This is a genomic window from Mangrovibacter phragmitis, from assembly GCF_001655675.1.
GTDB classification, from domain to species: domain Bacteria; phylum Pseudomonadota; class Gammaproteobacteria; order Enterobacterales; family Enterobacteriaceae; genus Mangrovibacter; species Mangrovibacter phragmitis.
Genome location: NZ_LYRP01000001.1, coordinates 610,296 through 633,746, shown reverse-complemented (window position 1 = coordinate 633,746; position 23,451 = coordinate 610,296). Strand labels below are relative to the sequence as shown.

Sequence of the window (23,451 nt, the reverse complement as noted above, 5' to 3'; positions counted from 1 at the left end):
GTACCTGCCAGCTACCCGGAAGTCGCCAATGTAGTTAAGAATGGCTCTCTTCTGCGTTGTTGTCTGCCTGAGCTGGTTTTGCAGTATTGGTTTGATTTGTTCAGGGGGATTTTTGTCACTTTGAGTGAATGAACGTCGGGAAGCAAAAGTATGGCTCAAATAGGGTCCTGACGTGCCATAAATGACACTTCAGGAAGATACAGCGGGTCACAAGTGTTGAATATGCAGTGAGTCAGGAAGAACTTTTCTGTATGCCAGGATATTTTGCTCAGAACGCATTGTTCCTGATACGGAAAGAGCGTGTGATACGATCCCATATTTCCACCAGTTCGGCATCGCTGTAAGCCGGTGGTGGCAGTGCATAGTTGCTTAATGTCAGGTCAATAATCGGATGCCGAAAATCCACTATTTTTTCATTAGCGATGGCGTTAAAAAGTAGCTGCCCGGACGGATGGCGTGGGGCTTCTTCTGACGGTGCGGTGTTAAGCCATTCGTCGGCCTCAAATCCCGCTATTTGCGTTTTACCTTTCCGCAGCGTCTTCGCCTTAATTGCTGTCAGATACGGTTGAATTTCATGGCTCCGCTCCAGCATGCTTGATGTATCGCCAAGAGATGTATTGGTGGAAACCAACAGGGAAAAGACCTGATTATGCGGGTAGACAAAGGTGATATCTTCATTCGGCTTCCCGCCCCCGTCGCGGATAAACCCTTCTGAAATACAGGTTCCCGGTTGCGTGGGAACTTCATCGTTCTTTCGCCCGGACAGGCGGGACATTAAGCTTTGCAGTTCCGCGAGTTTTGCGGGTTTGGTGTTAAGCGAACCGACTCTGAAGCCGGCCCTGATAAAATCCTCCTTATCTTGTTGATATTTAGGATCAGATAAATCGAAAATTTCCTGGATCAGGGTAAACGCCACTCCGTCAACGTACACATGCCCTTCCAGAGTACGACCATATCCGCCCTCACTCCCGTTCCTGTTACGGTCAAATATCACCGCATCCTCACTGACCCGGTATACCTGCTTGAGAAAAGGCTGATCTATCGGAGCTACGGTATGGCTGCTTTTCAGCTCCTGTTCCCGCAGGCGGATACGTTGTTCAAACGCCGGGCGGTAGAGCCGTTTGCTACTGATGCGGACTTGATTAATTTCGGCGCGGTCCGTCAGGGTGTTTTCAAAAGAGGCAGGTACCTCAAACACATAGCGCCCCACGCACTGGAGTTTGGTGGTGGCAAACAGGGTATCGACCATATGTTTTTCCTTGTCGGTTAACGCCGCAGGCGCATGCACAAATGTGACATAGTGATGAATATAAAGCCCGGCGGCCAGCAGTAGCATCGCCAGCGGAACAAGCAGGGGGAGCGGAAATTTTTTCATGGTGCCTTTCCATGTGTGAAGATATTTTGCTCAGAACGCATTGTTTCTGATACGGAAAGAGCGTGTGATGCGGTCCCATATTTCCACCAGTTCGGCATCGCTGTAAGCCGGTGGTGGCAGTGCATAGTTGCTTAATGTCAGGTCAATAATCGGATGCCGAAAATCCACTATTTTTTCATTAGCGATGGCGTTAAAAAGTAGTTGCCCGGACGGATGGCGGGGGGCTTCTTCTGACGGAGCGGTGTTAAGCCATTCGTCGGCCTCAAATCCCGCTATTTGCGTTTTACCTTTCCGCAGCGTCTTCGCCTTAATTGCTGTCAGATACGGTTGAATTTCATGGCTCCGCTCCAGCATGCTTGATGTATCGCCAAGAGATGTATTGGTGGAAACCAACAGGGAAAAGACCTGATTATGCGGGTAGACAAAGGTGATATCTTCATTCGGCTTCCCGCCCCCGTCGCGGATAAACCCTTCTGAAATACAGGTTCCCGGTTGCGTGGGAACTTCATCATTTTTTCGCCCGGACAGGCGGGACATTAAGCTTTGCAGTTCCGCGAGTTTTGCGGGTTTGGTGTTAAGTCGATTTTCAGCCATTCCGCTATTCAAATATTTGACACGATCCTGCTTATATTTAGGGTCTGATAAATCTCTTATTTCCGAGGATATAATGAACGCCACTCCGTCAACGTACAGATGGCCTTCCAAAACCCGACCAAACCCGGCTGCACTCCCGTTCCTGTTACGGTCAAATATCACCGCATTTTCACTGACCCGGTATACCTGCTTGAGAAAAGGCTGATCTATCGGAGCTACGGTATGGCTGCTTTTCAGCTCCTGTTCCCGCAGGCGGATACGTTGTTCAAACGCCGGGCGGTAGAGCCGTTTGCTACTGATGCGGACTTCATTAATTTCAGCGCGGTCCTTCAGGGTGTTTTCAAAAGAGGCAGGTACCTCAAACACATAGCGCCCCACGCACTGGAGTTTGGTGGTGGCAAACAGGGTATCGACCATATGTTTTTCCTTGTCGGTTAACGCCGCAGGCGCATGCACAAATGTGACATAGTGATGAATATAAAGCCCGGCAGCCAGCAGTAGCATCGCCAGGGGAACAAGCAGGAGGAGCGGGAGTTTTTTCATGGTGCCGGCACCTGTTGCACGATTTTTATCACGGAGCGTACCGTAAACATCAGCGCATCAGACAGGTCGCTGTAAACTGAACGGGAGCGGTCCACCGGGGTAACGGCAAAGGCTCCTTCATGGTCAATGTTGGTCGCAAGCACCCCACGAATATGGGGCGACGTGGTCCGAATGGACGTCACAGGCACTGTGCCATCGCCGGGTGTTCCTGCAGAAATCAGCTCAAAAGTTTTTCCTGCATCATACCTGTATGTTGGCGACGACGGTTCCGGGTAGCCCATCACTGGCACGAGTTGCAGCGCTTGCCGCAGAGCTGGCCGCAGAGCAGGGCGCTCTTTCCATGTCAGGAACGCATCCGACGGATTATTCGCACTCGCGCCGTAAAACAGCCAGGTCTGTGGGTGATATTTGCCATTAAGTTCCTCAATGAATTTTTGTACATCTGTTATTATCCGATCCTGATAGGTCTCCCACTCTGTTTGCGTATCATCCAACAATAAATCCTGCTCACAAAGCCGCAACCAGTCCGTTTTGTTCAGATAAATTTCCTGATACGGGTCATTCAGCGGCAGGGACTGGCGGGAACCACTCCCCTCGACTCTTAACCAGCCTGGCCCGTATGCTGTACCAGGCAAGAGCTGTAGCGGGCCGGGGGACTGGGCCAGTACCGGCATCAGCTTTTCAGCGTTATCTCCGATAATTATCCCTGTGATTCCCCGCTCACCGGTTTTCATCCGCCGGTAGGCTGCCGGCGAGCCAAGGTCTGGCATCACACCGTGCACAATTCCCAGAATATTTTCCTGTCCGTTCATGTTTTCTGAGTAGTGCCGGGCAACCAGACCGCCCATTGAGTGGGTGACCAGAATGACTTTGTTCACCGCCAGGCGGCCTTGATAATCCTCCAGTACCTCGCCAATATAGGTGCCCAGCAGCGCTGCCGAGTCCGCATTGGACTGCAGCCAGTTGTAACCAAAAACGTGCAGCGGGTATAAAAACCGGTGGCCGTGCACCGTTTCTGCTTCCGTCAGCACCTGTTCCGCCTGCTCGTCGCCTATCCTGACACCGGTAAAACGCTGCCGCGCTGTCTGTAGTTGCTCTTTCCTGAAGTAATTATCCGTCAGGATGTCGTCATCGCTGAGCAGGTACTGTAGCCGGTCAAGAGCCTCCCCGTAGCTCTTATAAAATGCACATCCCCATCCCCGTTTCCGCCGGGAGGGGAATTTTTTTCCGTCCGCACCGTCATTAACAATCTTACCTCTGTCATCCACCATCGTAGTTTTCGGATCCAGAAGCTTTTTTCTTTTTTCTGCGTTGGCAAACAGCCATTTTTTGAGTGACCGAAAGCTGAACTGCCAGACTTCACTGCCTTCATTTTTCAGGTTGAACCCATCACTCCGGGAATAAAAATCACCGGGATCACTTTTTCAGGCGGCACGAGGCAAACAGACACATGATTTTTTCCTTTCGGCTGGGGTGTGAGCTCGAAATGAAACCGCCCATTGTCATCCCATACCGGCCGGTGGTAAGAACGGCTTTTGTTGCTATCCATGCGCTAATTTCCTGTTATGTTTCGTTGCAAGGGGTATTAACGTAAGCACTGCAGCATTTATCCAGGCCAGTTGTTCCGCCGTAACTCTGTGGCTCCCTTGTTGCCAACCGTTTCATGTCCTGGTCTTTGTTGTATTGACGCTTCATTCCTTTTCCCTGCAATTTCCATGGTTAATTTTTTGCATACTAACTGATTTCTGATTTGACTTAAAAGCGATGATTATCATGAAATTAGTAAAATAAGAAATGATATAGCAATAACGGAGGATTGATCTCAGAACAGGAATGATTTTATTGTTTCTTCGCGCATTTAGTGGAAAGGGAGAGATATTGCGATACAGATGGTGGGGAAAAGAAACCCGGAAATCAGTTCGCCGGATTTTAGTCTTGTTTGTCGGTTTGCCGCAGTGCCGGAAGCACTTTTCCATTAGCGCACAAAAGCAAAAAGCCTGCTCGTAAGCAGGCTTTTTAAATTTGGCTCCTCTGACTGGACTCGAACCAGTGACATACGGATTAACAGTCCGCCGTTCTACCGACTGAACTACAGAGGAATCGTGTGAACGGGGCGCATATTACTGGCCCCGGAGTAGTGTGTCAAAGCCTGATTTCACAATATTGTTCGTTTGCTGATAAATTCCACATTCTCAGGTTGTTAACCCGGCAATATACCTGTCAGCCGGGGTAGTCTGAGCGGGCATGTACCGGAGCAGTGGCTTCAAACAGCCAGGGGCGCGCTTCTACTTCCACTAACGGAGACAGTTCGTTACGTACATGAAGGTGGTAACTGTCCAGCCAGGCAATTTCCTGTTCGGTAAGCAAGTGCAGTTCTGCTGCGCGCAGGTCGACAGGGATCAGCGTCAGTGAATTGAAGCGGCAAAAACCGGGCATACCGGAAATAATTTCAACCTGGTTTTCAATGCGAATGCCATAGTTATCTGCCAGGTAATAACCGGGTTCAATGGTGATAACCTGGCCGGGGAGCATCGGCCACGGGTTGACTTTTTTTGCCATCCGGTAGGGTTGCTCGTGGATCTGTAGGCGGTGGCCGACACCGTGACCGGTGCCATGGTCATAATCCAGCCCTAATTCCCACAGCCCCCGTCGGGCAAACGCATCCAACTGGTGGCCTTGTGTGCCAGAGGGAAATTGTAAGGTAATCAGCCCGAGAAAACCTTTCAGCACAGCGGTATAGTGGCGGCGCATTTCTGGCGAAACTTCGCCAAACGCCAGGGTGCGGGTGGCGTCTGTTGTGCCATTAACATACTGGCCGCCGGAATCATTAAGGTAAAAATTACCCGGCATAATCGCGGCATTGGTTGCCGGGGTGGCATGGTAGTGGCACATGGCTGCGTTGCTGCCTGCTGCGGAAATCGTGGCAAAGCTCTGTTCCAGGAAACCTTCACGCTGCTGGCGGTAAGCCAGTTGCTGAGCCTGAACTTCAAGTTCTGTTAACGGCGTTCCTGACTGTGCCCGGGCAGGGGCTTCACGCGCAAGCCAGGCCAGAAAATTCACCCAGGCGACACCATCCTGCAGGTGGCAATGGCGGTAACCTTCCAGCTCTGTCAGGTTTTTCTGCGCTTTCATGAACGTTAGCGGGTCTGGCTGCCAGAACACCTCTCCACCACCCGCTTCCACGGCAAAGCTCACCGCAACAGGTGCGTTGTCTGCATCCAGTAGAATACGTTTACCTGCAGCAACTTCCTGGCAGCGGGCCAGCAAGGCTGAAGGCGCTTTCAGGCTGATGTCCATCAACCACACAGGCGGTACCAGTGTAAGTTTCACCGGGTCGACAAACCACTCAACTGCACCGTTGCTTTTAACCAGGGCAAAAGAGTGGGGCACCGGGTTCATGGGAACATCGGAACCGCGCATATTGAGTAGCCAGGCAATATTATCTGGCTGAGTTACCACCAAATAATCAACACCCAGTTCCTGTAATTTCACCCCCAGGCGGGCGCGTTTGGTGGTGGTCAGTTCCCCGCTAATGTCCGGTGGCATCAGGCTGACCGGCCCTTGCGGTGGTGCCGGTCGCTCATGCCAGATGGTATCGAAAGGATCATAAGACAGTGCCACCAGCTCACAACCACTGTTTTGCAACGCCTGGTACTGGCTGTTGACCATCAACATGGGTTCAAAACCAATACGCTGCCCGGCAGGTAAATTCTGAGCAATCCATTCAGCGACGGGTTCGTCATGCAAATGGTGAATTTCAAACAGCGCAGAATCGGTTTCATGGCGCGCCTGAACCTGGTAACGCCCATCAACAAATAACAACGCGCGGTCCTGTAATACCAGCGCCAGACCGGCAGAGCCGGTAAAACCGGTTAAAAAGGCCAGTTTATTATCATGGGGGGCACAGTCCTCGCTCTGGTGAGCATCAGCGCGCGGAACCAACATGCCTTGCAGTCCACGCGACAACAGCGTATGTCGCAAATCAGATAACGGGGTAGAGGCGGCCATAGTTGTACCTGTGTCAGTTCGTCAGGCTTTCCGGTTAACGGAAAGGCGGTTCATTGAATGTGCGTAATTTACGTGAGTGGAGTTTCTCACCTTCAGCACGTAATAAATCAATGGCGCGGATACCTATCTGTAAATGTTCTGAGATTGCGCCTTCATAGAATCGGTTTGCCTGGCCGGGAAGTTTAATTTCGCCATGTAAAGGTTTGTCTGAGACACAGAGTAATGTGCCATAGGGGACGCGGAAGCGGTAGCCCTGCGCGGCAATGGTGGCACTCTCCATATCAATAGCAACAGCGCGGCTTTGGTTAAAGCGCAAAGCCGAAGCGGAATAACGCAACTCCCAGTTACGGTCATCTGTTGTCACTACTGTGCCGGTACGTAAACGCTGTTTGACTTCTTCACCCGGCATACCACTGACTTCTTTGGTGGCGTCATACAAGGCGCGCTGTACTTCCGCGATACTGGGTACCGGAATATCCGGTGGCAGTACCGCGTCCAGCACATGGTCATCACGCAGGTAGGCGTGAGCCAGTACATAATCGCCAATGGTCTGGCTTTCGCGCAGACCGCCGCAGTGGCCTATCATCAACCAGACATCCGGGCGCAGCACGGCAAGATGGTCGCAAATGGTTTTGGCGTTAGAAGGCCCGACACCAATATTGATAAGGGTAATACCCTGGCCGTCTGCCGTGATCAGGTGCCAGGCGGGCATCTGGTGCTTTTTCCAGGCCAGATCAGAAATGGCATCTTCCGGGGCTTCGGTGTCGGCGGTTATCCAGGCACCACCGGCGCAGGACAGCGCAACATAAGGTGAAGCCGGGTCTAAAATCTGGCTGCAACCCCAGCGCACAAACTCATCCACATAACGGGTGTAGTTGGTGAACAGCACGAAGGGCTGGAAATGTTCCACCGGGGTGCCTGTGTAATGGCGCAGGCGGGCGAGGGAGAAATCCGCACGGCGCGCGTCAAAATGCGATAACGGCGAAAAATCAAGGGACTCCAGCAGGCCGTCAGCCGTTTCATCACCAATTTGTGATAACTCGGTGGTGGGGAAATGGCGAGCCAGCCCGGCGCTCATACTGCGGTCGAGTGACAGTGAAGAGCCATCAATAACATAAGGGTAAGGGATTTCCTGGTCGGAAGGGACAACACTGATGTGCGCACCGTAATCTTCCTGCAACAGGGTAAGCTGCTCTGTTAAATAAGCGCTGAACAGTGCCGGCCGTGTAATGGTCGTGCGGTAACACCCGGGGTGGGTAAAACGCCCATAAGCGCGAGTTTTTTTCGGGTTGCGCGCCACGCCATCCCAGGTGACCTGAAGTGCCGGGTAAACAAACAAGCCTTGTTGCCTTGCCGCAGTATCGGGTAGTGTGCCTGTGTCGATATACAGCGCAATCGCTTTGCGTAATGCTTTGACAGAGGCATTAAACATAGCCTCCAGTTGTTCGATAGCCTGCTCAGGTGTCAGGCTTTTATCTGTGCGATGAGTTTGCATCCTCTCTCTCCTTATTTTTCCTGTCGTGAACCTGTATTCCCCTGATGCTCAGTATGTCACGGCGGCAAAGAAACGAAAGCAGAATGCGATTAAATGGCCGGGGGAAAAGTTGGCCTGGCAGTTGTTTCTATTCAGTTTGTGGCCGGTCACACGAACTTTTCGGAAAAAACATAGGTGAAGCGTGCTAGCGTAGCTGTTCAGCCACAATGAACAGAAACCAGGGAGGAAGCATGTCATCATGGGTATGGTTGAATGAAGATTATTGCCCGGCGGACCAGGCCTGGGTGTCGGTTTTTGACCGCGGTTTTTTGTTTGCCGATGGTGTGTATGAAGTAACTGCCGTGGTTAACGGGGAATTGCTGGATTTCCATGCGCATATGCAACGGTTGCAGCGCTCCTGCCGGGCACTGGAACTGGCGTTCCCCTGGGCGGTAGAAACATTACAGCAGATACATGAAACACTGGTTGCCCGTAACCAACTGCATGAGGGCAGTGTTTACCTGCAAATTACCCGTGGTAACCCGGGTAAGCGTGATTTCCATTACCCGGATGTATCGGTTCCACCCACACTGGTTGTGTTCACCCAGTCTCACAATATCTTGCAGGATGCTCGTGTGGAGCGTGGGTTGTCTGTGGTGACCTGCCCGGATATTCGTTGGCAAAGGTGCGATATCAAGACAGTGAGTTTGCTGGCGGCCAGCATGGCAAAAATGGCTGCTCAGGCGCAGGGTGCGGATGATGCTGTCTTTGTTACAGACGGCCTGATAACTGAAGCCAGTTCCGCAAACTGCTTTATGGTGACACCTGGCGGGAAACTGGTTACCCGGGCGCTAAGCCAGGCAATTTTGCCCGGCATCACCCGTGCGGCAATACTGGAAATTTGCCAGCAGCACCATCTGGAAATTGAAACGCGTGCTTTCAGCCCACAAGAAGCGTGTGGCGCCCGGGAAGTCTTTATTACTTCTGCCACCACATTTGTGATGCCAGTGACCAGGCTCGACGGCAATCTCATTGGAGATGGCCGCCCCGGCCCGGTAGCCATAAGTTTGCGCAACGCTTACCTTTCCCGCTTTGGCGCTGGTTTACAACGCGATGCGAATACCTTCGAGTGACAGCAATGCCTGCTTCACATCCAGGCCGCCTGCATAACCCACCAGCTTCCCACTGGCACCAATTACGCGGTGGCAGGGAATAAAAAAGGGCAGGCGATTGCGGTTATTTGCCAGGCCAACCGCACGGCTGGCGGCCGGGTTACCAATCTGGTGTGCAATTTCGCCATAAGTGCGGGTTTCACCCCAGGGGATTTGCCGCAGGGCTTCCCACACTTTGCGCTGAAATACGGTGCCGCCTGGCGCCAGAGGCGTAGTGAAGTGGGTGAGTTGCCCGGCAAAGTAGGCTGCCAGCTCTTCACACGCCTGGTGTAATACCGGGTGGTGAGTGGCCTGAGTAATACTCTCTTCTTCACTGAGAGGAAAAGTGCGTAAAAACCGAACGGATTCCAGCGCTTGTGAGCTGGCCTGTAACAGCAGAGGCCCGGCTGGGGTATCTGGCATCAGGCAATAATCTGGCATGTTGGGCTCCAGTAAGTGGCGGAGGTCATTATTTTGGCATAATACTGTATAAATTGTCAGTATTTTACTGGAGTATTTGTGGGTAAAAGCACGTTGTTACGACATCGCCCGCGAATTGCCACTTGCCATAAAAATGGTACCCGGCAGGGAATGAGTCAGACAACACCTGGGTTAAGGTTAATGTCAGACTACCCCGGCGCACATCCAGTTCACTTATTTCCGCACAGTCAAAATCCAGGTAGCGCTTCACCAACGGGTACAACGATTTAAACAGTGCTTCTTTGGCTGAGAATGTGACTAACAGCGCCTGTTCCCAGTCCAGTGGGCAGTGTTGCAGCCTTGTCTGTTCCTGTGGGGAAGTAAACATATCTGCAGTTTCCCGCATGATGCGTGATGCCAGTGTTTCGGCATCCACTCCAGGAGAGAACCTGGAATTTATTGGCGCCAGCAGAACCACGGCCTGGTTTTGCGTATGCGAAATTGAGCCGCAAAACCCGGCAGGCCAGGCCGGGGAGCGGTCCTGGTGAGACAGTACTGCGGTATGTACCCCGTGGTTTGCCAGTAATTGCTGGCAACAAAAACGCCCGGCAAAGTATTCCGCTTTGCGTTTTGTGGCTGCGTTAACCAGCCTGGCAGGGAACACAATACCGGAGGCAGAATATAAATCATCCTGCCACAAACGGGTGTCAAAAAACGCCTGGCAGACAGTTATTTCCGGGCAGTGGCTGACTGTGCCGCAACGAAACCGGTGAATAAACCCCGGGCCTGGTTGAGAGGGCATGAAATCAAACATCATCTTCCTTGTGGGTTATGGCGGCACAGATTTTACCATAACCCCTGGGGAGTTGGGTGTCAGCTATAGATAAGGATATGCAGGCAGGTACGCACCGCGATCCCCACCAGTGCACCAGGCAGCACATAGCGGAACAGGCGAACAAAGCGCGAACTGACGGCCAGGAAAATGCCAATGCCCGGTAAGTCCAGGGTTTGCACCAGCAACCCGGCTGAGGCATTTAATTCGTTTACCGTAAATTTTCCCTGGGCGATTAAGTCTGATGCCACGCCAAAATAAGCAGTCCCGCCTGCCATGGTTTTTACCAGTGTAGCCAGAATAAATACCGGGGAGATCCCGGCGAGGGCCAGCAGCGGTGACAATAAATGTTCCAGTAAATGCACAAAGCCAACGGCTTCCAGCATGTTGACTGCTGCCAGGGAAATAATCAGCATGGGAATGGCACCGGCAGACAAGCGAATGGCGTCTGCGCCAGCAAGATTGATGATGGCAAGCAAACCTTGTTTTTTATGTGTTACCCGGTTTTTGGTGCTGGCAGTGCGAAAGTTTTCTGAGGAGAGGCGGCGACCAAAAATATGCCAGGTGGCAGCGCCAGCAACCAGACCACCCAAAATTGAAATACCAATTGCCGGTAACCAGTGCAGGCCCTGGGGAATAAACGGATAAAACACATTGGCCTGTCCCATAGCAAAAGACATGGCAAGGGTGGCAGCCATGCGTCTGTCTGATTCGCCCTGGCGATCCATCATGGTGAGCGTGGCAATGGGTGCCGCAAAACTGACAAAGTTCATCTGGATTATGGCAAACAGGCTCATGCCACCAAGCCCAAACGGTTTAAGCAACGGGCCAAATACTTTAACGATTTTTTCCAGCACGCCTTTGGCTTCAAGAAACCGCATGATTGCCAGCATAACAACCATTATTGGCAGTAAAGTATAAAGAGAAACATTCACTGCGGATTTACCCGCACTCATTATTATTTCAATAATATTCATTACGCGGCCTTGACCTCTCTGGTGTAAATTGCCCAGCCGTTGTTTTGTACCCGGTCTGAGGCCGCACTAGCATACGCTGCAGTAAAGTGATCTTCCTCACATTTATTCACTCATTAAGAAAATTTGTATAACAACGCCCGGCATTAGTCCGGTTGTGGTTCGGTGCACTCAGAACTGTGCTGTGCGCCGGGCATAAGGCAACATTTGGTAAGCGGTTTTATGATGTGATGGTTTCGCTTGCTGACCGTGAATTTAACGACTGGTTGAGAAAACCAGAGCCACAGGAGTAATGCGATGGGCAGAACACTGGAACAAATTATTGCTGCAGAGAAAAAGGGCGTTGTAGCACAGGCACAGGCAGCAGACATTATGCTGAATATCCACCTGGCAGAACTGCGTGAAAAAGTGCAGAAAACTCAGGTGGAAATGGCTCAGGCCCTGGGCATTCGCCAGCCTGCCGTTGCCGGTATGGAGAAACCCGGGCGGGACCTGAAACTCTCCACACTGAAACGTTATGTGGAAGCTGCAGGTGGCAGACTGCGCCTGGATATCGAATTGCCAGACGGCACGCACTACGATTTTGTGGTGTAAACCACGAGCCTGTGCGTTCTGTTGTATGGGTAGCAGATCTGTTTGAGATACCAAAGACGTGAACCGCCTGGATTAACTAAAAGCTACAGGCCGCGAGAAGCGGAAACTTTGAAGGGTTTGTGGATGGCTTTAATTTGCGGATTTTCGCGTTGTTAAGAGACATTTGAGGGCATTCTGCCATCCAACCAACTTGACCCCAAATCTGACCACTAAATTCAACTGATGCGGAGGGAAAGTTGAAAACGCATCGGGAAGACTTTTCACGCTGGCTTATTGAATAAGAATCACATAAGGATTCGCAGAGTTGCATGAAAAACAAAAAGCCCGCTCAGGTTTCCCTGAGCGGGCTCTTCAAATTTGGCTCCTCTGACTGGACTCGAACCAGTGACATACGGATTAACAGTCCGCCGTTCTACCGACTGAACTACAGAGGAATCGTGTGAACGGGGCGCATAATAACGAGGGTGTAACAGCTTGTCAAAGCCTGGAAAGCAATTTTAAAACTAACTGCTGGCTATTTCAGCAGTTGGTCTTTTTTTACCCAAAACAGGCATCATGCGCACTGCTATGGTGCATAAGTGTCTCTTATGGGGCAGGGGTATTCCCGCGTTTTAGTAATGATAATGGGGGAGTCGATTAGTTTCTCTTATTATCCAGCCTGTTAGCTCATAAAAGCGGAGTTCCAGAAAACTGGCAAGTATATTGCTATACATTCAGAGACATGATAGCTGCCGACATGGCAAGGGCATTCCGTACAGGAGGCAAAATGAATTTAAGACGACTGAAGTACTTCGTGAAAATCGTCGATATTGGTAGCCTGACTCAGGCCGCTGAAGTCTTGCACATTGCGCAACCAGCGCTAAGCCAGCAGGTGGCTACCCTGGAAGGGGAGTTGGATCAGCAACTGTTAATCCGCACGAAACGTGGAGTAACACCCACAGAAGCCGGAAAAATTCTCTACGCCCATGCTCGTACTATTTTGCGCCAGTGTGAACAGGCACAGCTTGCCGTTAACAATGTAGGGCAAACCTTAAGCGGGCAGGTATCCATTGGTCTGGCACCAGGTACAGCAGCGTCGTCCATTATTATGCCGTTGTTGCAGGCTGTGCGTAGCGAATTACCCGATGTGCTGGTTTATCTCCATGAAAATAGTGGCTCGGTACTGAATGATAAATTGCTCAGTGGGCAACTGGATATGGCTGTATTATATGACCGTGCGCCAACAGCCGGAATTACCAGCCAGCCGCTATTGAAAGAAGAGTTATATCTGGTTGGCACCAGTGAGTGCCCGGGGCAAACCGTTGACCTCGCCGCTGTTGCAGAAATGAACCTGTTTTTACCACGCGATTACAGTGCTGTGCGTAAGCGGGTTGATGAAGCATTTTCACTGCGCCGCCTGACTGCCAAAATTATTGGTGAAATTGAATCTATTTCTACTCTGACTGCGGCTATTGCCAGTGGTATGGGCGTGACAGTCCTGCCTGAGTCTGCGGCCCGCTCTTTAGTCAGTGCATCTAATGGCTGGATGGCCCGTATTACCACACCATCAATGAACCTGCCTTTATCATTAAACCTGTCGGCTCGCGCTCAGTTGTCGCCTCAGGCTCAGGCAGTAAAAGATATTTTGTTATCCCTGGTCTCCCGCCCGTCTCTGGAAAGCAACGAACTGATGCTGGTAGGCTAATTTTTTGGGATAAGCAGCGCTTTAAGTTGAAACACCGCCCAGGGCGGTGTTTTGCATTTCTGAATACCTCAATTCTGTGTGTCACCTCCCGTCAGTTACCTCGCCAGAGGTATGTTTTCCGCTGAGTAATTAGGGCATAACAATAAAAATGTTGTGCAGCTTAACGAAAATTGAAAAAGGTGGATTAACAACTGTAATTTTGCCGGAGGCTGCCGATAAAGAGTGATAACTGGACAAAATTGCCGTTAGCACGTGAAGTGAAGGCGAGGAGATTTGTTACGTCTTTGTCTCAATCACTCGTGTTGTTTTGTTATCTCACCCAACACCGACCACACTGAGGAAAACATGGATAACTTTCAAAAAGAGATTGAGGAAAGAACAAACCTCACACTATCCAATAAGTTCGAGTTGTTGCTGTTTCGCCTGGGTGTGCCCGGCCCGGGAGAGCCACCGGAACTGTTTGGCATAAACGTGTTTAAGTTACGAGAAATTGTGCCCATGCCAGTGCTGACTAAAGCGGCTGGTATGCAACCACCGATGATGGGAATGGTGAATATTCGTGGTCAGGTAATTCCGGTTATTGATTTACCTGCGGTTGTGGGCTGTAAGCCAGAAACCGGGCTGAACATTTTATTGATAACGGAGTATGCCCGTAGTACTCAGGCATTTGCTGTGGAAACAGTGGATGACATTGTGCGCCTTGACTGGAGCCAGGTACATGCGGCAGAGGCGGGGGTGAGCAACAGTTACATTACCAGTATTGCCCGTCTGGATACTGACCCGGCAAGTAACCGTTTATCACTGGTGCTGGATGTAGAACAGATCCTGTGTGACATCATTCCAACCACGCGTGAAGTACATGAAGATACCATGGAAGCGAAGCGGTTTAACCTGAAGCCCGGTGCGGTAGCGATTGTTGCTGAGGATTCAAAAGTTGCGCGTTCCATGCTGGAACAGGCGCTGAATGCAATGGGGATTCCGTTTATTTCTAATGTAACCGGGCTTGAAGCCTGGAACCGCATTAAGAAAATTATGGATGAAGCTCAGCGAGAAGGCGTGCCGATCAGTGATAAAATTGGCCTTGTCCTGACGGACCTTGAAATGCCTGAAATGGATGGCTTTACGCTGACCCGTAATATCAAACGAGAAGAGTCACTGAAGCGTATTCCGGTCATTATTCACTCATCATTGTCGGGTTCAGCAAACGAAGACCATGTCCGCAAAGTGGGCGCCGATGGCTATGTAGCGAAGTTTGAAATCAATGAACTGAGCTCGGCCATTGAAGACGTACTGAATGGCACGAAGTCTGCCAATCTGCGTTAACTTTTTTTGTGGGATGAGCACTGAACAGGCTGCGTATGCAGCCTGTGTTTGTAGTAAAAAGCGGCTGTAGTCAGTTGATTAGCGGTAAACTATCCCACCGTCGGTCAGAATGGCCTGGCCGGTAATATAATCGGCATCATCACTGGAGAGAAATGCCACCAGTGCCGCCACATCTGCAGGCGTTTGCGCGCGGCCGAGAGCAATACCTTCGACATATTTTTTGTAGGTTTCCCCCACCGGTGCCCCTGTTATTTCCGAAAAACGTTTATCGATTTCTACCCACATATCGGTGCCAACAATCCCCGGGCAATAAGCATTTACCGTAATGCCCGCGCTGGCATACTCCTTGGCCGCAGCCTGGGTAAGGGCGCGAACGGCAAATTTAGTCGCTGAATACATGCCCAGCATTGCAAAACCATCATGACCGGCAATGGACGATGCACTAATAATCTTCCCTTTCTTACCTAACGCCTTAAATTTTGCTGCAGCCGCCTGAATACCCCATGTCACGCCGCCAATATTAATGTTCAGTATTTTTTCCAGATCACCGGGCATGATATCGGCAATGGGTTTAACCTGGGCGATACCGGCATTGTTAATCATGACATCAAGCGTACCTAACTCTTGAACCGCATGGTCAACGGCGGCATAAACATCTTCGCGTTGACTGATATCTGCACCAAATGTTGTGGCCCGCACCCCCTTCGCTGTGACTTCGTCCAGGACATGTGCCAGTTTTTCTTTTTGTAGATCAACCAGCGCAAGGTTCACTCCTTCTTCGGCCAGTCGCAGTGCAATTCCACGGCCAATACCTTGCGCCGCGCCCGTTACCAGGGCCACTTTACCATCGAGACCTTTTGACATGTGTCTGCTCCTTTTGGGTTATGGAACCTGCAATTCCAATAACCATAGGTGATTGTTCAGCGCGCGTTGCCCTAATTGTGCGGTTTTTTCGACGTGTTATATGAGAACTGAAATAATCCCGGCCCATAAAATGGCTGTAATAAATTGAATATCCGTGTTTTTACTCTCATCCCGTGGGGGGAATTAATCTCACTGGCCTGTGACAAACTGATACAAATAAGCATGTAAAATGTCCGAGTGTTGTAGCCGGGCCACGGCTTGGAAAAAAGATGCGCAGTGCTATGATAATCACTTCTCCGTCTGGACAGCGCCTGAGCCGAAGAGCATGACGGAAGGGTAAAGGGAGTGACTCAGGCCGTATTATGTAAGGTCAGCACATGAGTAAAGGAACAACCGGGTGTGATGCGCCATTTGGCACATTGTTAGGGTATGCACCTGGCGGGGTTGCTATCTATTCCTCTAATTACAGCAGTCTGGATCCGCAGAGTTTTCCGGATGACGCGGCATTTCGTAGTTATATCGGAAACGAATATATGGGGCATAAATGGCAATGCGTAGAGTTTGCGCGGCGTTTTATGTTCCTGAACTATGGTGTGGTATTTACTGATGTGGGCATGGCGTATGAGATATTTTCTCTGCGGTTTTTGCGCCAGGTGGTAAACGACAATTTGCTACCATTGCAGGCTGTAGCTAATGGTGCCACCCGGCCTCCAGTTGCGGGGGCATTGCTTATCTGGCAGAAGGGTGGAGAATTTAAACACACCGGCCATGTTGCGGTCATCACGCAACTTCTGGGCAATAAAGTGCGTATCGCGGAGCAGAATGTTATTCACTCACCGTTACCGGCAGGCCAGCAATGGACCCGGGAACTGGTGCTGGAAGTTAAAAACGGCCACTACACAGTCAAAGATACCTTTGATGACACCGCCATTTTGGGGTGGATGGTTCAGAGCGATGACACGCAGGGCACACTGCCACAACCGGAAATTCCCGCAAAAAAACTGGCGATTACTGGCGCAAGGCTTTCTGAGCAGGGGCAGTTTAATGGCCGCTGGCTTAATGATAAAGACCCGCTGCAGGAAGCGTACATTGCAGCCAATGGTTACAGCATTAATCAGGATCCCTACCGTTATTTCACCATTAGCGAAGATGCTGAGCAGGAGCTGATTAAAGCAACCAATGAACTGCATTTAATGTACTTGCATGCGACAGATAAAGTGCTTAAAGACGACAGTTTGCTGGAGTTGTTTGATATACCCAAAATTCTTTGGCCCCGTTTGCGCCTGTCATGGCAACAACGCCGTCATCACATGATTACCGGGCGGCTGGACTTTTGCATGGATGAGAGGGGAATAAAAGTTTATGAATACAATGCGGATTCGGCTTCTTGCCACACCGAAGGTGGGTTGATCCTCAGCGAATGGGCGAAAAAAGGTTATCCGGGCATGGGGTATAATCCGGCGGAAGGATTGCTTGATGAACTTTCCGGCACCTGGAAACACAGTGATGCGCGCCCGTTTGTTCATATCATGCTGGATGATGACGTGGAGGAAAAATACCATGCGATGTTTATGCAGCGCTCGCTGGAAAATGCCGGGTTTGAGTGCAAGGTCGTTTGCGGGCTCTCTTCGCTGAGCTGGAACAGTGCCGGGGAACTGATTGATGATGAAGGGCGCCTGGTTAACTGTGTCTGGAAAACCTGGGCATGGGAAACCGCGATTGAGCAGATACGAGAGGTCAGCGAAACCGAATATGCCGCGGTTCCTATTCGTACCGGCCACCCACAAAATGAAGTTCGGCTGATAGATGTGTTGTTGCGCCCAGAAGTGATGGTGTTTGAGCCATTATGGACGGTGATCCCGGGCAACAAAGCGATTTTGCCGGTGCTGTGGTCGTTGTTCCCTCACCACCGCTATTTACTGGATACCGATTTTCACGTTAACGAAGAACTGGCGAAAACAGGTTATGCGGTGAAGCCCATATCAGGCCGTTGCGGCAGTAATATTGACCTTATCAGCGGGCAGGATGAAGTGCTGGATAAGACTCAGGGCAAATTTGTTGACCGGAAAAATATCTACCAGCAATTGTGGTGCCTGCCGAAAGTCTCAGGGCGCTATTTGCAGGTGTGCACATTTACTGTTGGTGGCAGTTATGGCGGAGCCTGCCTGCGCGGAGATGAAACCCTGGTGATTCAAAAAGAGAGTGATATTGAACCGCTGATTGTTACCCGTAATCATGAAGACGAAAGCCATTAAGCGGTAACTGGCACCTGGCTTACGAAAGCGTAATTACATAAGCTTCGAGAAGTAAAAAGCCTGCTTAGTGCAGGCTTAAAATTGATGAAAAAGAAGGAAAAAACGTGGTTTTTCCTTCTTTTTAGTTAGCAGCCGAAAATCAATAAATTGATTTTCCTGGTTTTTTATTGGGTTACATCCTCTCGTTCTGTGCGGACATAAGGTTTGTCATGAGACTCAAGCCTGCTTTGCGCAGGCTTTTTTGTGGGCGTAATTATTTGTCGGCCAGTTCCCGGCGGACAATCTCCGCCCCTGCACTTAACGCATTGAGCTTACCGCTGGCAACCTGACGTGATAGCGGAGCCATACCGCAATTAGTTGACGGGTATAACTTGTCGGCATCTACAAACTGCAGTGCGTTACGCAATGTACTGGCAACTTCCTCTGGTGTTTCAATCGCGTTGGTTGCCACGTCTATGGCGCCTACCATGACTTTTTTGCCTCGAATCAGTTCAAGCAGATCAAGTGGGACATGGGAGTTATGGCATTCCAGGGAGATAATATTGATACCCGATGACTGCAACCTGGGGAATGTTTCTTCGTACTGTCGCCATTCAGAGCCCAGAGTCTTTTTCCAGTCAGTATTGGCTTTGATACCATAGCCATAGCAAATATGCACCGCTGTTTCGCATTTAAGCCCCTCAATGGCCCTTTCCAGCGCGGCGATTCCCCAGTCATTCACTTCATCAAAAAAGACATTAAATGCTGGTTCATCAAACTGGATAATGTCGACACCTGCCGCTTCTAACTCTTTGGCTTCCTGGTTGAGAATTTTGGCAAATTCCCAGGCCAGTTTTTCACGGCTCTTGTAATGGTTGTCATACAGTGTGTCTATCATGGTCATCGGCCCTGGCAGGGCCCACTTTATTGGCTGCCTGGTGAGCTGGCGTAAGAATTTGGCATCTTCAACAAACACCGGTTTTTGGCGCTCTACGGCACTCACGACAGTGGGAACGCTGGCATCATAGCGGTTACGAATTCTGACCGTTTCACGTTTTTCAAAATCCACACCACTGAGGTGTTCAATAAATGTGGTGACAAAGTGCTGGCGGGTTTGTTCGCCGTCGCTGACAATATCAATCCCTGCCCGCAGTTGATCATACAGTGCCAGACTCAGGGCATCTTTTTTCCCCTCAGCCAGCTCGCCGTTATGCAGTTTCCAGGGCGACCACAAGGTTTCTGGTTGCGCGAGCCAGGACGGTTTGGGCAAACTGCCAGCCGTGGAGGTGGGTAGCAATTTTTTCATAATAATAGTGAACCTTTTATTCTTCGTTAATTAAATTAAACAGTTAGAAATTTCATAGCTGGCAGACCACTGCGCAAGAATATTCTGGTAGGGTTTAATGAAATATGTTTCAGTAAATTTACCCTGTTCAATCGCCAGTTGCGTGCGCTCTTCACGGTCATAAACAATAGTGGTGAGTGAATGATCCTGGTGACTGAGGTTAGGCTGGTAATAATGCCCGGCGGCTGAGTTGGCGTTATAGATCTCAGGCCGGTAAATTTTCTGGAACGTCTCCATCGTGCTGATGGTGCTGATAAGCTCCAGGTCTGTGTAATCCCTGAGTAAGTCACCGGAAAAATAAAACGCCAGCGGGGCGACACTATTGTTCGGCATAAAGTAGCGCACCTGTAATCCCATCTTTGCAAAGTACTTCTCAGTTAACGATGTGCTGCCTGGCCGGTATTCAATACCCAGAACCGGATGCTGGTTTCCGGTGCGCTGATAGGTGTCTTTGCTTGAAACACTGAGGCAAATTACCGGCGTTTTTTTGAACGTTTCCCGGTATGTACTGGAATTAACAAAATGTTTGAATATCTGTCCGTGTAACTCACCAAAGTGCTCCGGAATACTGAAATTAGCATGGTGCTTATTATGCTCTGGCAGTAATACACTGAAGTCATAATCCCTTACGTAAGAAGAGAAGTTATTGCCCACAATACCGTCAATGCGCTGCCCGGTTTTTTTATCAACAATCGTTGTTTTCAAAATCTCAATTACCGGGAAAGTGGTGGTGGTATCCGGAATAGCCATCTCAACTGAAATAATTTCCAGCTCCACAGAATAACGACAACTTTTAGGGTTATCCCAATACGCCAGGTTATTAAAACGGTTGTTAATCATCACCAGCGTATTGCGCAAGTTCTGTTGGCGGTTATTCCCGCGAGCCAGATTGGCAAAGTTGGTGGTAATACGCGTGTTTTCTGACGGATTGTAATTTTCGTCAAAGCGACTGCTTTTAATCTTAAAGGTGAATTCTTTATTCATCGCGGTCATCATGTTATCAATAAGTTAATAGGCATAGTTATGCCAGAGCAGGTGAACGAGAGAAAGAGAGTTAATTTCACGCCAACATGAACTATCTTCATGGCGAGTGGTGGCTGGCGTTACGGGGCGGGTGTGCGCCATACAGGGCAGTGCCATCGTGGCATCGGCCATAAGGGTGGCTGGGGGCTGAGCCAGGAGAGACGTTGTAACATAACAGCGCACTCGGGCAAATGTCACCAGACCATACACACAGGTTTGTCGCTTCTGGCCTAAAAAATGGGGCTGCAAAGCCCCATAACACATCAAATGAAGTGTTAACTAAAAGGGTATTTCTTAAATGCCGCCTGGTTTTCGAAAACGCTGGCAACTGCCTGAATATTTTTAAAATCACCGGCGTTAACGACGTGAGGGATCATGGACTGAATAAATGTCCAGATAACCGTACTGGTGACCGCAACCTGATCGGCCACCGTGTTTTCTGGACGCGTTTCCAGCAGCGCGTTCCATTCCCGGCAGGCGGCCAGCAGCTGGAGGGTGATACGTTCTATCCACGGATTATGCTGCTTCTCCGCCGGGCGCAGGTTGTGTTCATACACATTTTGTACGGCTTTTTCGGCGGCGGCGAGGATAAAGCCCAGAGTCTGGAGATCGTTTGCCAGCGCATCCGGCGCTACGGGCAGGAGTCTCAGTTCGGGGGTGGCCTGAGCCTCAAAATAATTCAGTATCAGCGATGAATCCATCAGACGAGTTCCATTATCCAGAATCAGCGTTGGCGCTTTTACCGCAGGGTTGATCCGGGAAAATTCCTCAAATGTACTAAATACCGACAGCGGCAGGCTTTCAAACGCTACGCCGTAAAGTTCCAGAGAGACCGCCACGCGCCGTACATAAGGAGAATCCATCATGCCAATCAGTTTTATCATGATTCCTGTTTTCCTGTCTGTGTGAAAGAACGCTTCATTGAAAACGATAAACAGACATTACAATAAATTCGTTATGACGAATATCATCAGTATCTTACGGCCCAGGTTAGTATTACTGACATATTGGCCGGTTGCCGTTTATAAGATTAAGTATATTGAGGGAGTAGTTTCATGTCGGATTTTCCACCTATCGCAAGTTTGCGTAGTTTTGAAGCCGTCGCTCGTCTTGGTAGCGTAACGCTTGCGGCGAAAGCGCTCCATGTGACCCATTCCGCCATCAGTCAGCAGATTAAAGTGCTGGAAGAAATGGTGGGTGTGAATCTGTTTATCCGTCATGGGCGAGGGGTGCAGATCACCGAAGAAGGGCGGCTCTATGCCTTACAGGTTCGCGATGCGCTAAACCATATTGCAGATGCCACCCGTTTAGTGCAGGTGAAACCAAGAATACAAGAATTGACGCTGGCGGTGGTGCCGTCTTTTGGGTGCCACTGGTTATTGCCGCGTCTGGAACGGTTTCGGGTAAAATATCCGCATATCACGTTACGGATCCAGGCCAGCCTGACCATCACCAACATGCAGCAGGAAGGGATAGATATTGCGATACGGATGGGGAAAGGAAACTGGGAAGGAAGTGACTGCCATTATCTTTTTTCAGATGAACTGATTGTTGTTGCGGCGCCCGGTTATAACGGCGGCGTCCTTCCAAAGACGCCGACTGAGGTGGCTAAGAGCCAAATAATATTCTCCATGGAGTCGTGGAAAACATGGTGTTTCAATGCAGGGCTTGAAAAAGATATTGTACCAGGCGGTTTATGCATTAACGACTCAAACTTAGTCCTCGAGTCTGTCAGGCTCGGCAAAGGTATTGCGCTGGAACGACGCTCTCTGGTTCAGGATGCCATCACTCGTGGTGAACTGGTTCAGCTGACTCCTTTTACCGCACCGTATCCCTGGCCTTACTGGATGGTGACACCTCAGTTAACCAGGATGAAGCCTGAGGCGGCTCTCTTTATGGGGTGGATAGATGAAGAAGTGGCTGCCTGGCGTTTGCTGACTGGGGCTGTATAAAGTAATGGTTAATAAAAAAACAAAAAGCCCGCTTAAGTTTCCTTAAGCGGGCTTCTTAAATTTGGCTCCTCTGACTGGACTCGAACCAGTGACATACGGATTAACAGTCCGCCGTTCTACCGACTGAACTACAGAGGAATCGTGTGAACGGGGCGCATAATACTGAGCCCGTAGTTATGTGTCAACACCCCGATTAACTCACTGATTCAATTGATTAATTAACAATCGTTTTGCATATTTATTGCACGGGATAATGGGGGCCGCTACCGGATTGAAGCCGCTTTTGCGGGTCCTGGCGGTAAAACTGGCAGAAACGCTGCCAAAGTGATGGAAACCGGGTCGCAAACAGGTCTGGTGCACTGAAAAAATACTCTGTTAAAACAGCAAAACATTCAGCAGGGTCGGCGGCAGCCCATGCATCAATACTGGCAGCACTTTCACCCACCAAATCAATTTCTTCCTGGATGGTTGCCATGGCGGCATTCAAATCATGTTCCCAACCGACAACATCACGTAACGCTATCATCGGCACACCGTTGGTTACCCCATTGTTTCTGCCATCCAGTTTGTGTGCCACTTCATGAAAAATAAGGTTGAAGCCAGATGCATCAAAAGAATCCTGAACATCGAGCCAGTTGAGAACCACCGGCCCCTGTTGCCAGCTCTGGCCAGACTGCACTATATGCTGGTGGTGAACCAGACCAAAGTCATCAATCCATTCATCATCGACAACGAAAGGATCGGGGTAAATGAGTACCTCATGAAAACCATCAAGCCATTCAAACCCCAGCTCCAGTACTGGCAGGCAGAACAGTAGGGCGATACGGGCGCTGTTTTCTTCACTTAATTCAAGCCCCTGTAAAGGCACCAGGCGTTTATGCTGCAAAAAGCGGCTGGCAAGGCGCACCAGTTTTTGTTGTTCTTCTGGATTCAACGGGGCAAGTACCGGGATTGCCAGTGCGTTTTCCCACAAGGGAGAAAGTACCTGTGATGTATCGCTTTCTTGCCATGGCCATTTAATCATCGTTATTTGCTCGCAATCTCGTCAGTTAAACGTAAAG

Annotated in this window: 20 protein-coding genes and 3 tRNA genes; 6 read left to right on the top strand and 17 right to left on the bottom strand. The window is 50.1% G+C overall.

Features of this window, described 5'->3' with window-relative positions; translation table 11 throughout:
- Nucleotides 1–268 precede the first annotated feature (268 nt).
- From A9B99_RS02910 to A9B99_RS02885, 7 genes are all read right to left on the bottom strand, one after another.
- Complete coding sequence (locus tag A9B99_RS02910) at nucleotides 269–1,375, bottom strand: T6SS immunity protein Tli4 family protein (protein WP_064594458.1); 1,107 nt, start codon at nucleotides 1,373–1,375, stop codon at nucleotides 269–271.
- A 30-nt stretch (nucleotides 1,376–1,405) separates the two neighbouring features.
- Nucleotides 1,406–2,512, bottom strand: coding sequence for a T6SS immunity protein Tli4 family protein (locus tag A9B99_RS02905; RefSeq protein ID WP_082917810.1), 1,107 nt, complete (start codon nucleotides 2,510–2,512; stop codon nucleotides 1,406–1,408).
- Entirely contained in the window at nucleotides 2,509–3,783 is a 1,275-nt protein-coding gene (locus A9B99_RS02900) for an esterase/lipase family protein (protein ID WP_082917809.1), read from the bottom strand. The genes A9B99_RS02905 and A9B99_RS02900 overlap by 4 nt, the downstream gene beginning before the upstream one ends.
- 104 nt (nucleotides 3,784–3,887) lie before the next feature.
- Complete coding sequence (locus tag A9B99_RS23735; protein ID WP_156518973.1) at nucleotides 3,888–4,061, bottom strand: hypothetical protein; 174 nt, start codon at nucleotides 4,059–4,061, stop codon at nucleotides 3,888–3,890.
- 474 nt (nucleotides 4,062–4,535) lie between these two features.
- A tRNA-Asn gene (locus A9B99_RS02895) sits at nucleotides 4,536–4,611 on the bottom strand.
- Between the two features lie 121 nt (nucleotides 4,612–4,732).
- Entirely contained in the window at nucleotides 4,733–6,520 is a 1,788-nt protein-coding gene (locus A9B99_RS02890; protein WP_064594455.1) for an aminopeptidase P family protein, read from the bottom strand.
- A 34-nt stretch (nucleotides 6,521–6,554) separates the two neighbouring features.
- The gene (locus A9B99_RS02885) at nucleotides 6,555–8,015 is read right to left on the bottom strand and encodes an AMP nucleosidase (protein ID WP_064594452.1); all 1,461 of its coding nucleotides are present in this window, start codon (nucleotides 8,013–8,015) and stop codon (nucleotides 6,555–6,557) included.
- Between the two features lie 230 nt (nucleotides 8,016–8,245).
- Here A9B99_RS02885 and A9B99_RS02880 point away from each other — a divergent pair, with 230 nt between their 5' ends.
- Complete coding sequence (locus A9B99_RS02880; RefSeq protein WP_064594450.1) at nucleotides 8,246–9,127, top strand: D-amino-acid transaminase; 882 nt, start codon at nucleotides 8,246–8,248, stop codon at nucleotides 9,125–9,127.
- Here the strand turns inward: A9B99_RS02880 and A9B99_RS02875 are convergent.
- The 3 genes from A9B99_RS02875 to A9B99_RS02865 form a co-directional block, all read right to left on the bottom strand.
- A complete protein-coding gene (locus A9B99_RS02875; RefSeq protein WP_064594447.1) occupies nucleotides 9,098–9,586 on the bottom strand; it encodes a methylated-DNA--[protein]-cysteine S-methyltransferase in 489 nt (162 codons plus the stop codon). The two genes, A9B99_RS02880 and A9B99_RS02875, sit on opposite strands and share 30 nt — an antisense overlap.
- 64 nt (nucleotides 9,587–9,650) lie before the next feature.
- Nucleotides 9,651–10,379 carry a 4'-phosphopantetheinyl transferase family protein gene (locus A9B99_RS02870; protein WP_064594443.1) on the bottom strand — a complete coding sequence of 243 codons (729 nt, stop codon included), beginning with the start codon at nucleotides 10,377–10,379 and terminating at the stop codon, nucleotides 9,651–9,653.
- A 59-nt stretch (nucleotides 10,380–10,438) separates the two neighbouring features.
- On the bottom strand, nucleotides 10,439–11,374 hold the full coding sequence (locus A9B99_RS02865; RefSeq protein ID WP_064594440.1) for a nucleoside recognition domain-containing protein: 936 nt from the start codon (nucleotides 11,372–11,374) through the stop codon (nucleotides 10,439–10,441).
- A gap of 294 nt (nucleotides 11,375–11,668) precedes the next feature.
- On the opposite strand from A9B99_RS02865, the gene A9B99_RS02860 reads away from it, so the two are divergent.
- Entirely contained in the window at nucleotides 11,669–11,965 is a 297-nt protein-coding gene (locus tag A9B99_RS02860) for a helix-turn-helix domain-containing protein (protein ID WP_064594437.1), read from the top strand.
- A gap of 358 nt (nucleotides 11,966–12,323) precedes the next feature.
- Here A9B99_RS02860 and A9B99_RS02855 read toward each other — a convergent pair.
- Nucleotides 12,324–12,399: transfer RNA gene (locus A9B99_RS02855), tRNA-Asn, on the bottom strand.
- 332 nt (nucleotides 12,400–12,731) lie between these two features.
- Between A9B99_RS02855 and nac the strand changes: the two genes are divergently transcribed.
- A complete protein-coding gene (gene nac / locus A9B99_RS02850) occupies nucleotides 12,732–13,649 on the top strand; it encodes a nitrogen assimilation transcriptional regulator NAC (protein ID WP_064594434.1) in 918 nt (305 codons plus the stop codon).
- A 345-nt stretch (nucleotides 13,650–13,994) separates the two neighbouring features.
- A complete protein-coding gene (locus tag A9B99_RS02845; RefSeq protein ID WP_064594431.1) occupies nucleotides 13,995–14,972 on the top strand; it encodes a chemotaxis protein in 978 nt (325 codons plus the stop codon).
- 78 nt (nucleotides 14,973–15,050) lie between these two features.
- Here A9B99_RS02845 and A9B99_RS02840 read toward each other — a convergent pair whose 3' ends face one another.
- Nucleotides 15,051–15,836 carry an acetoin reductase gene (locus A9B99_RS02840; protein ID WP_064594428.1) on the bottom strand — a complete coding sequence of 262 codons (786 nt, stop codon included), beginning with the start codon at nucleotides 15,834–15,836 and terminating at the stop codon, nucleotides 15,051–15,053.
- Between the two features lie 377 nt (nucleotides 15,837–16,213).
- Between A9B99_RS02840 and gss the strand changes: the two genes are divergently transcribed.
- Nucleotides 16,214–18,091: a bifunctional glutathionylspermidine amidase/synthase gene (gss, locus tag A9B99_RS02835; RefSeq protein WP_064594425.1), complete on the top strand. Its 1,878-nt coding sequence runs from the start codon at nucleotides 16,214–16,216 to the stop codon at nucleotides 18,089–18,091.
- A gap of 253 nt (nucleotides 18,092–18,344) precedes the next feature.
- On the opposite strand, the gene A9B99_RS02830 is transcribed toward gss, so the two are convergent.
- The 3 genes from A9B99_RS02830 to A9B99_RS02815 all read right to left on the bottom strand — a co-directional run bounded on the left by A9B99_RS02830 (nucleotide 18,345) and on the right by A9B99_RS02815 (nucleotide 21,322).
- Nucleotides 18,345–19,376, bottom strand: coding sequence for a methionine synthase (locus A9B99_RS02830; protein WP_064594422.1), 1,032 nt, complete (start codon nucleotides 19,374–19,376; stop codon nucleotides 18,345–18,347).
- A gap of 30 nt (nucleotides 19,377–19,406) precedes the next feature.
- A complete protein-coding gene (locus tag A9B99_RS02825) occupies nucleotides 19,407–20,399 on the bottom strand; it encodes a DUF1852 domain-containing protein (RefSeq protein ID WP_064595480.1) in 993 nt (330 codons plus the stop codon).
- Between the two features lie 314 nt (nucleotides 20,400–20,713).
- Nucleotides 20,714–21,322, bottom strand: a complete 609-nt coding sequence (locus A9B99_RS02815) for a glutathione S-transferase family protein (RefSeq protein WP_064594415.1) — start codon at nucleotides 21,320–21,322, stop codon at nucleotides 20,714–20,716.
- Between the two features lie 171 nt (nucleotides 21,323–21,493).
- Here A9B99_RS02815 and A9B99_RS02810 point away from each other — a divergent pair, with 171 nt between their 5' ends.
- Nucleotides 21,494–22,390: a LysR substrate-binding domain-containing protein gene (locus A9B99_RS02810; protein WP_064594412.1), complete on the top strand. Its 897-nt coding sequence runs from the start codon at nucleotides 21,494–21,496 to the stop codon at nucleotides 22,388–22,390.
- A gap of 62 nt (nucleotides 22,391–22,452) precedes the next feature.
- Here the strand turns inward: A9B99_RS02810 and A9B99_RS02805 are convergent.
- Nucleotides 22,453–22,528: transfer RNA gene (locus A9B99_RS02805), tRNA-Asn, on the bottom strand.
- 100 nt (nucleotides 22,529–22,628) lie between these two features.
- A complete protein-coding gene (gene mtfA / locus A9B99_RS02800) occupies nucleotides 22,629–23,414 on the bottom strand; it encodes a DgsA anti-repressor MtfA (RefSeq protein WP_064594408.1) in 786 nt (261 codons plus the stop codon).
- Nucleotides 23,415–23,451 lie beyond the last annotated feature (37 nt).

Coding starts and splice junctions, on each gene's coding strand:
- A9B99_RS02815 (WP_064594415.1), bottom strand. CDS start 21,322: ATGATAAAACTGATTGGCATGATGGATTCTCCTTATGTACGGCGCGTG.
- A9B99_RS02870 (WP_064594443.1), bottom strand. CDS start 10,379: ATGTTTGATTTCATGCCCTCTCAACCAGGCCCGGGGTTTATTCACCGG.
- A9B99_RS02910 (WP_064594458.1), bottom strand. CDS start 1,375: ATGAAAAAATTTCCGCTCCCCCTGCTTGTTCCGCTGGCGATGCTACTG.
- A9B99_RS02810 (WP_064594412.1), top strand. CDS start 21,494: ATGTCGGATTTTCCACCTATCGCAAGTTTGCGTAGTTTTGAAGCCGTC.
- A9B99_RS02865 (WP_064594440.1), bottom strand. CDS start 11,374: ATGAATATTATTGAAATAATAATGAGTGCGGGTAAATCCGCAGTGAAT.
- A9B99_RS02830 (WP_064594422.1), bottom strand. CDS start 19,376: ATGAAAAAATTGCTACCCACCTCCACGGCTGGCAGTTTGCCCAAACCG.
- A9B99_RS02905 (WP_082917810.1), bottom strand. CDS start 2,512: ATGAAAAAACTCCCGCTCCTCCTGCTTGTTCCCCTGGCGATGCTACTG.
- A9B99_RS02860 (WP_064594437.1), top strand. CDS start 11,669: ATGGGCAGAACACTGGAACAAATTATTGCTGCAGAGAAAAAGGGCGTT.
- A9B99_RS02890 (WP_064594455.1), bottom strand. CDS start 6,520: ATGGCCGCCTCTACCCCGTTATCTGATTTGCGACATACGCTGTTGTCG.
- A9B99_RS02880 (WP_064594450.1), top strand. CDS start 8,246: ATGTCATCATGGGTATGGTTGAATGAAGATTATTGCCCGGCGGACCAG.
- nac (WP_064594434.1), top strand. CDS start 12,732: ATGAATTTAAGACGACTGAAGTACTTCGTGAAAATCGTCGATATTGGT.
- A9B99_RS02840 (WP_064594428.1), bottom strand. CDS start 15,836: ATGTCAAAAGGTCTCGATGGTAAAGTGGCCCTGGTAACGGGCGCGGCG.
- A9B99_RS02845 (WP_064594431.1), top strand. CDS start 13,995: ATGGATAACTTTCAAAAAGAGATTGAGGAAAGAACAAACCTCACACTA.
- mtfA (WP_064594408.1), bottom strand. CDS start 23,414: ATGATTAAATGGCCATGGCAAGAAAGCGATACATCACAGGTACTTTCT.
- A9B99_RS02875 (WP_064594447.1), bottom strand. CDS start 9,586: ATGCCAGATTATTGCCTGATGCCAGATACCCCAGCCGGGCCTCTGCTG.
- A9B99_RS02885 (WP_064594452.1), bottom strand. CDS start 8,015: ATGCAAACTCATCGCACAGATAAAAGCCTGACACCTGAGCAGGCTATC.
- A9B99_RS23735 (WP_156518973.1), bottom strand. CDS start 4,061: ATGGATAGCAACAAAAGCCGTTCTTACCACCGGCCGGTATGGGATGAC.
- A9B99_RS02900 (WP_082917809.1), bottom strand. CDS start 3,783: ATGGTGGATGACAGAGGTAAGATTGTTAATGACGGTGCGGACGGAAAA.
- A9B99_RS02825 (WP_064595480.1), bottom strand. CDS start 20,399: ATGAATAAAGAATTCACCTTTAAGATTAAAAGCAGTCGCTTTGACGAA.
- gss (WP_064594425.1), top strand. CDS start 16,214: ATGAGTAAAGGAACAACCGGGTGTGATGCGCCATTTGGCACATTGTTA.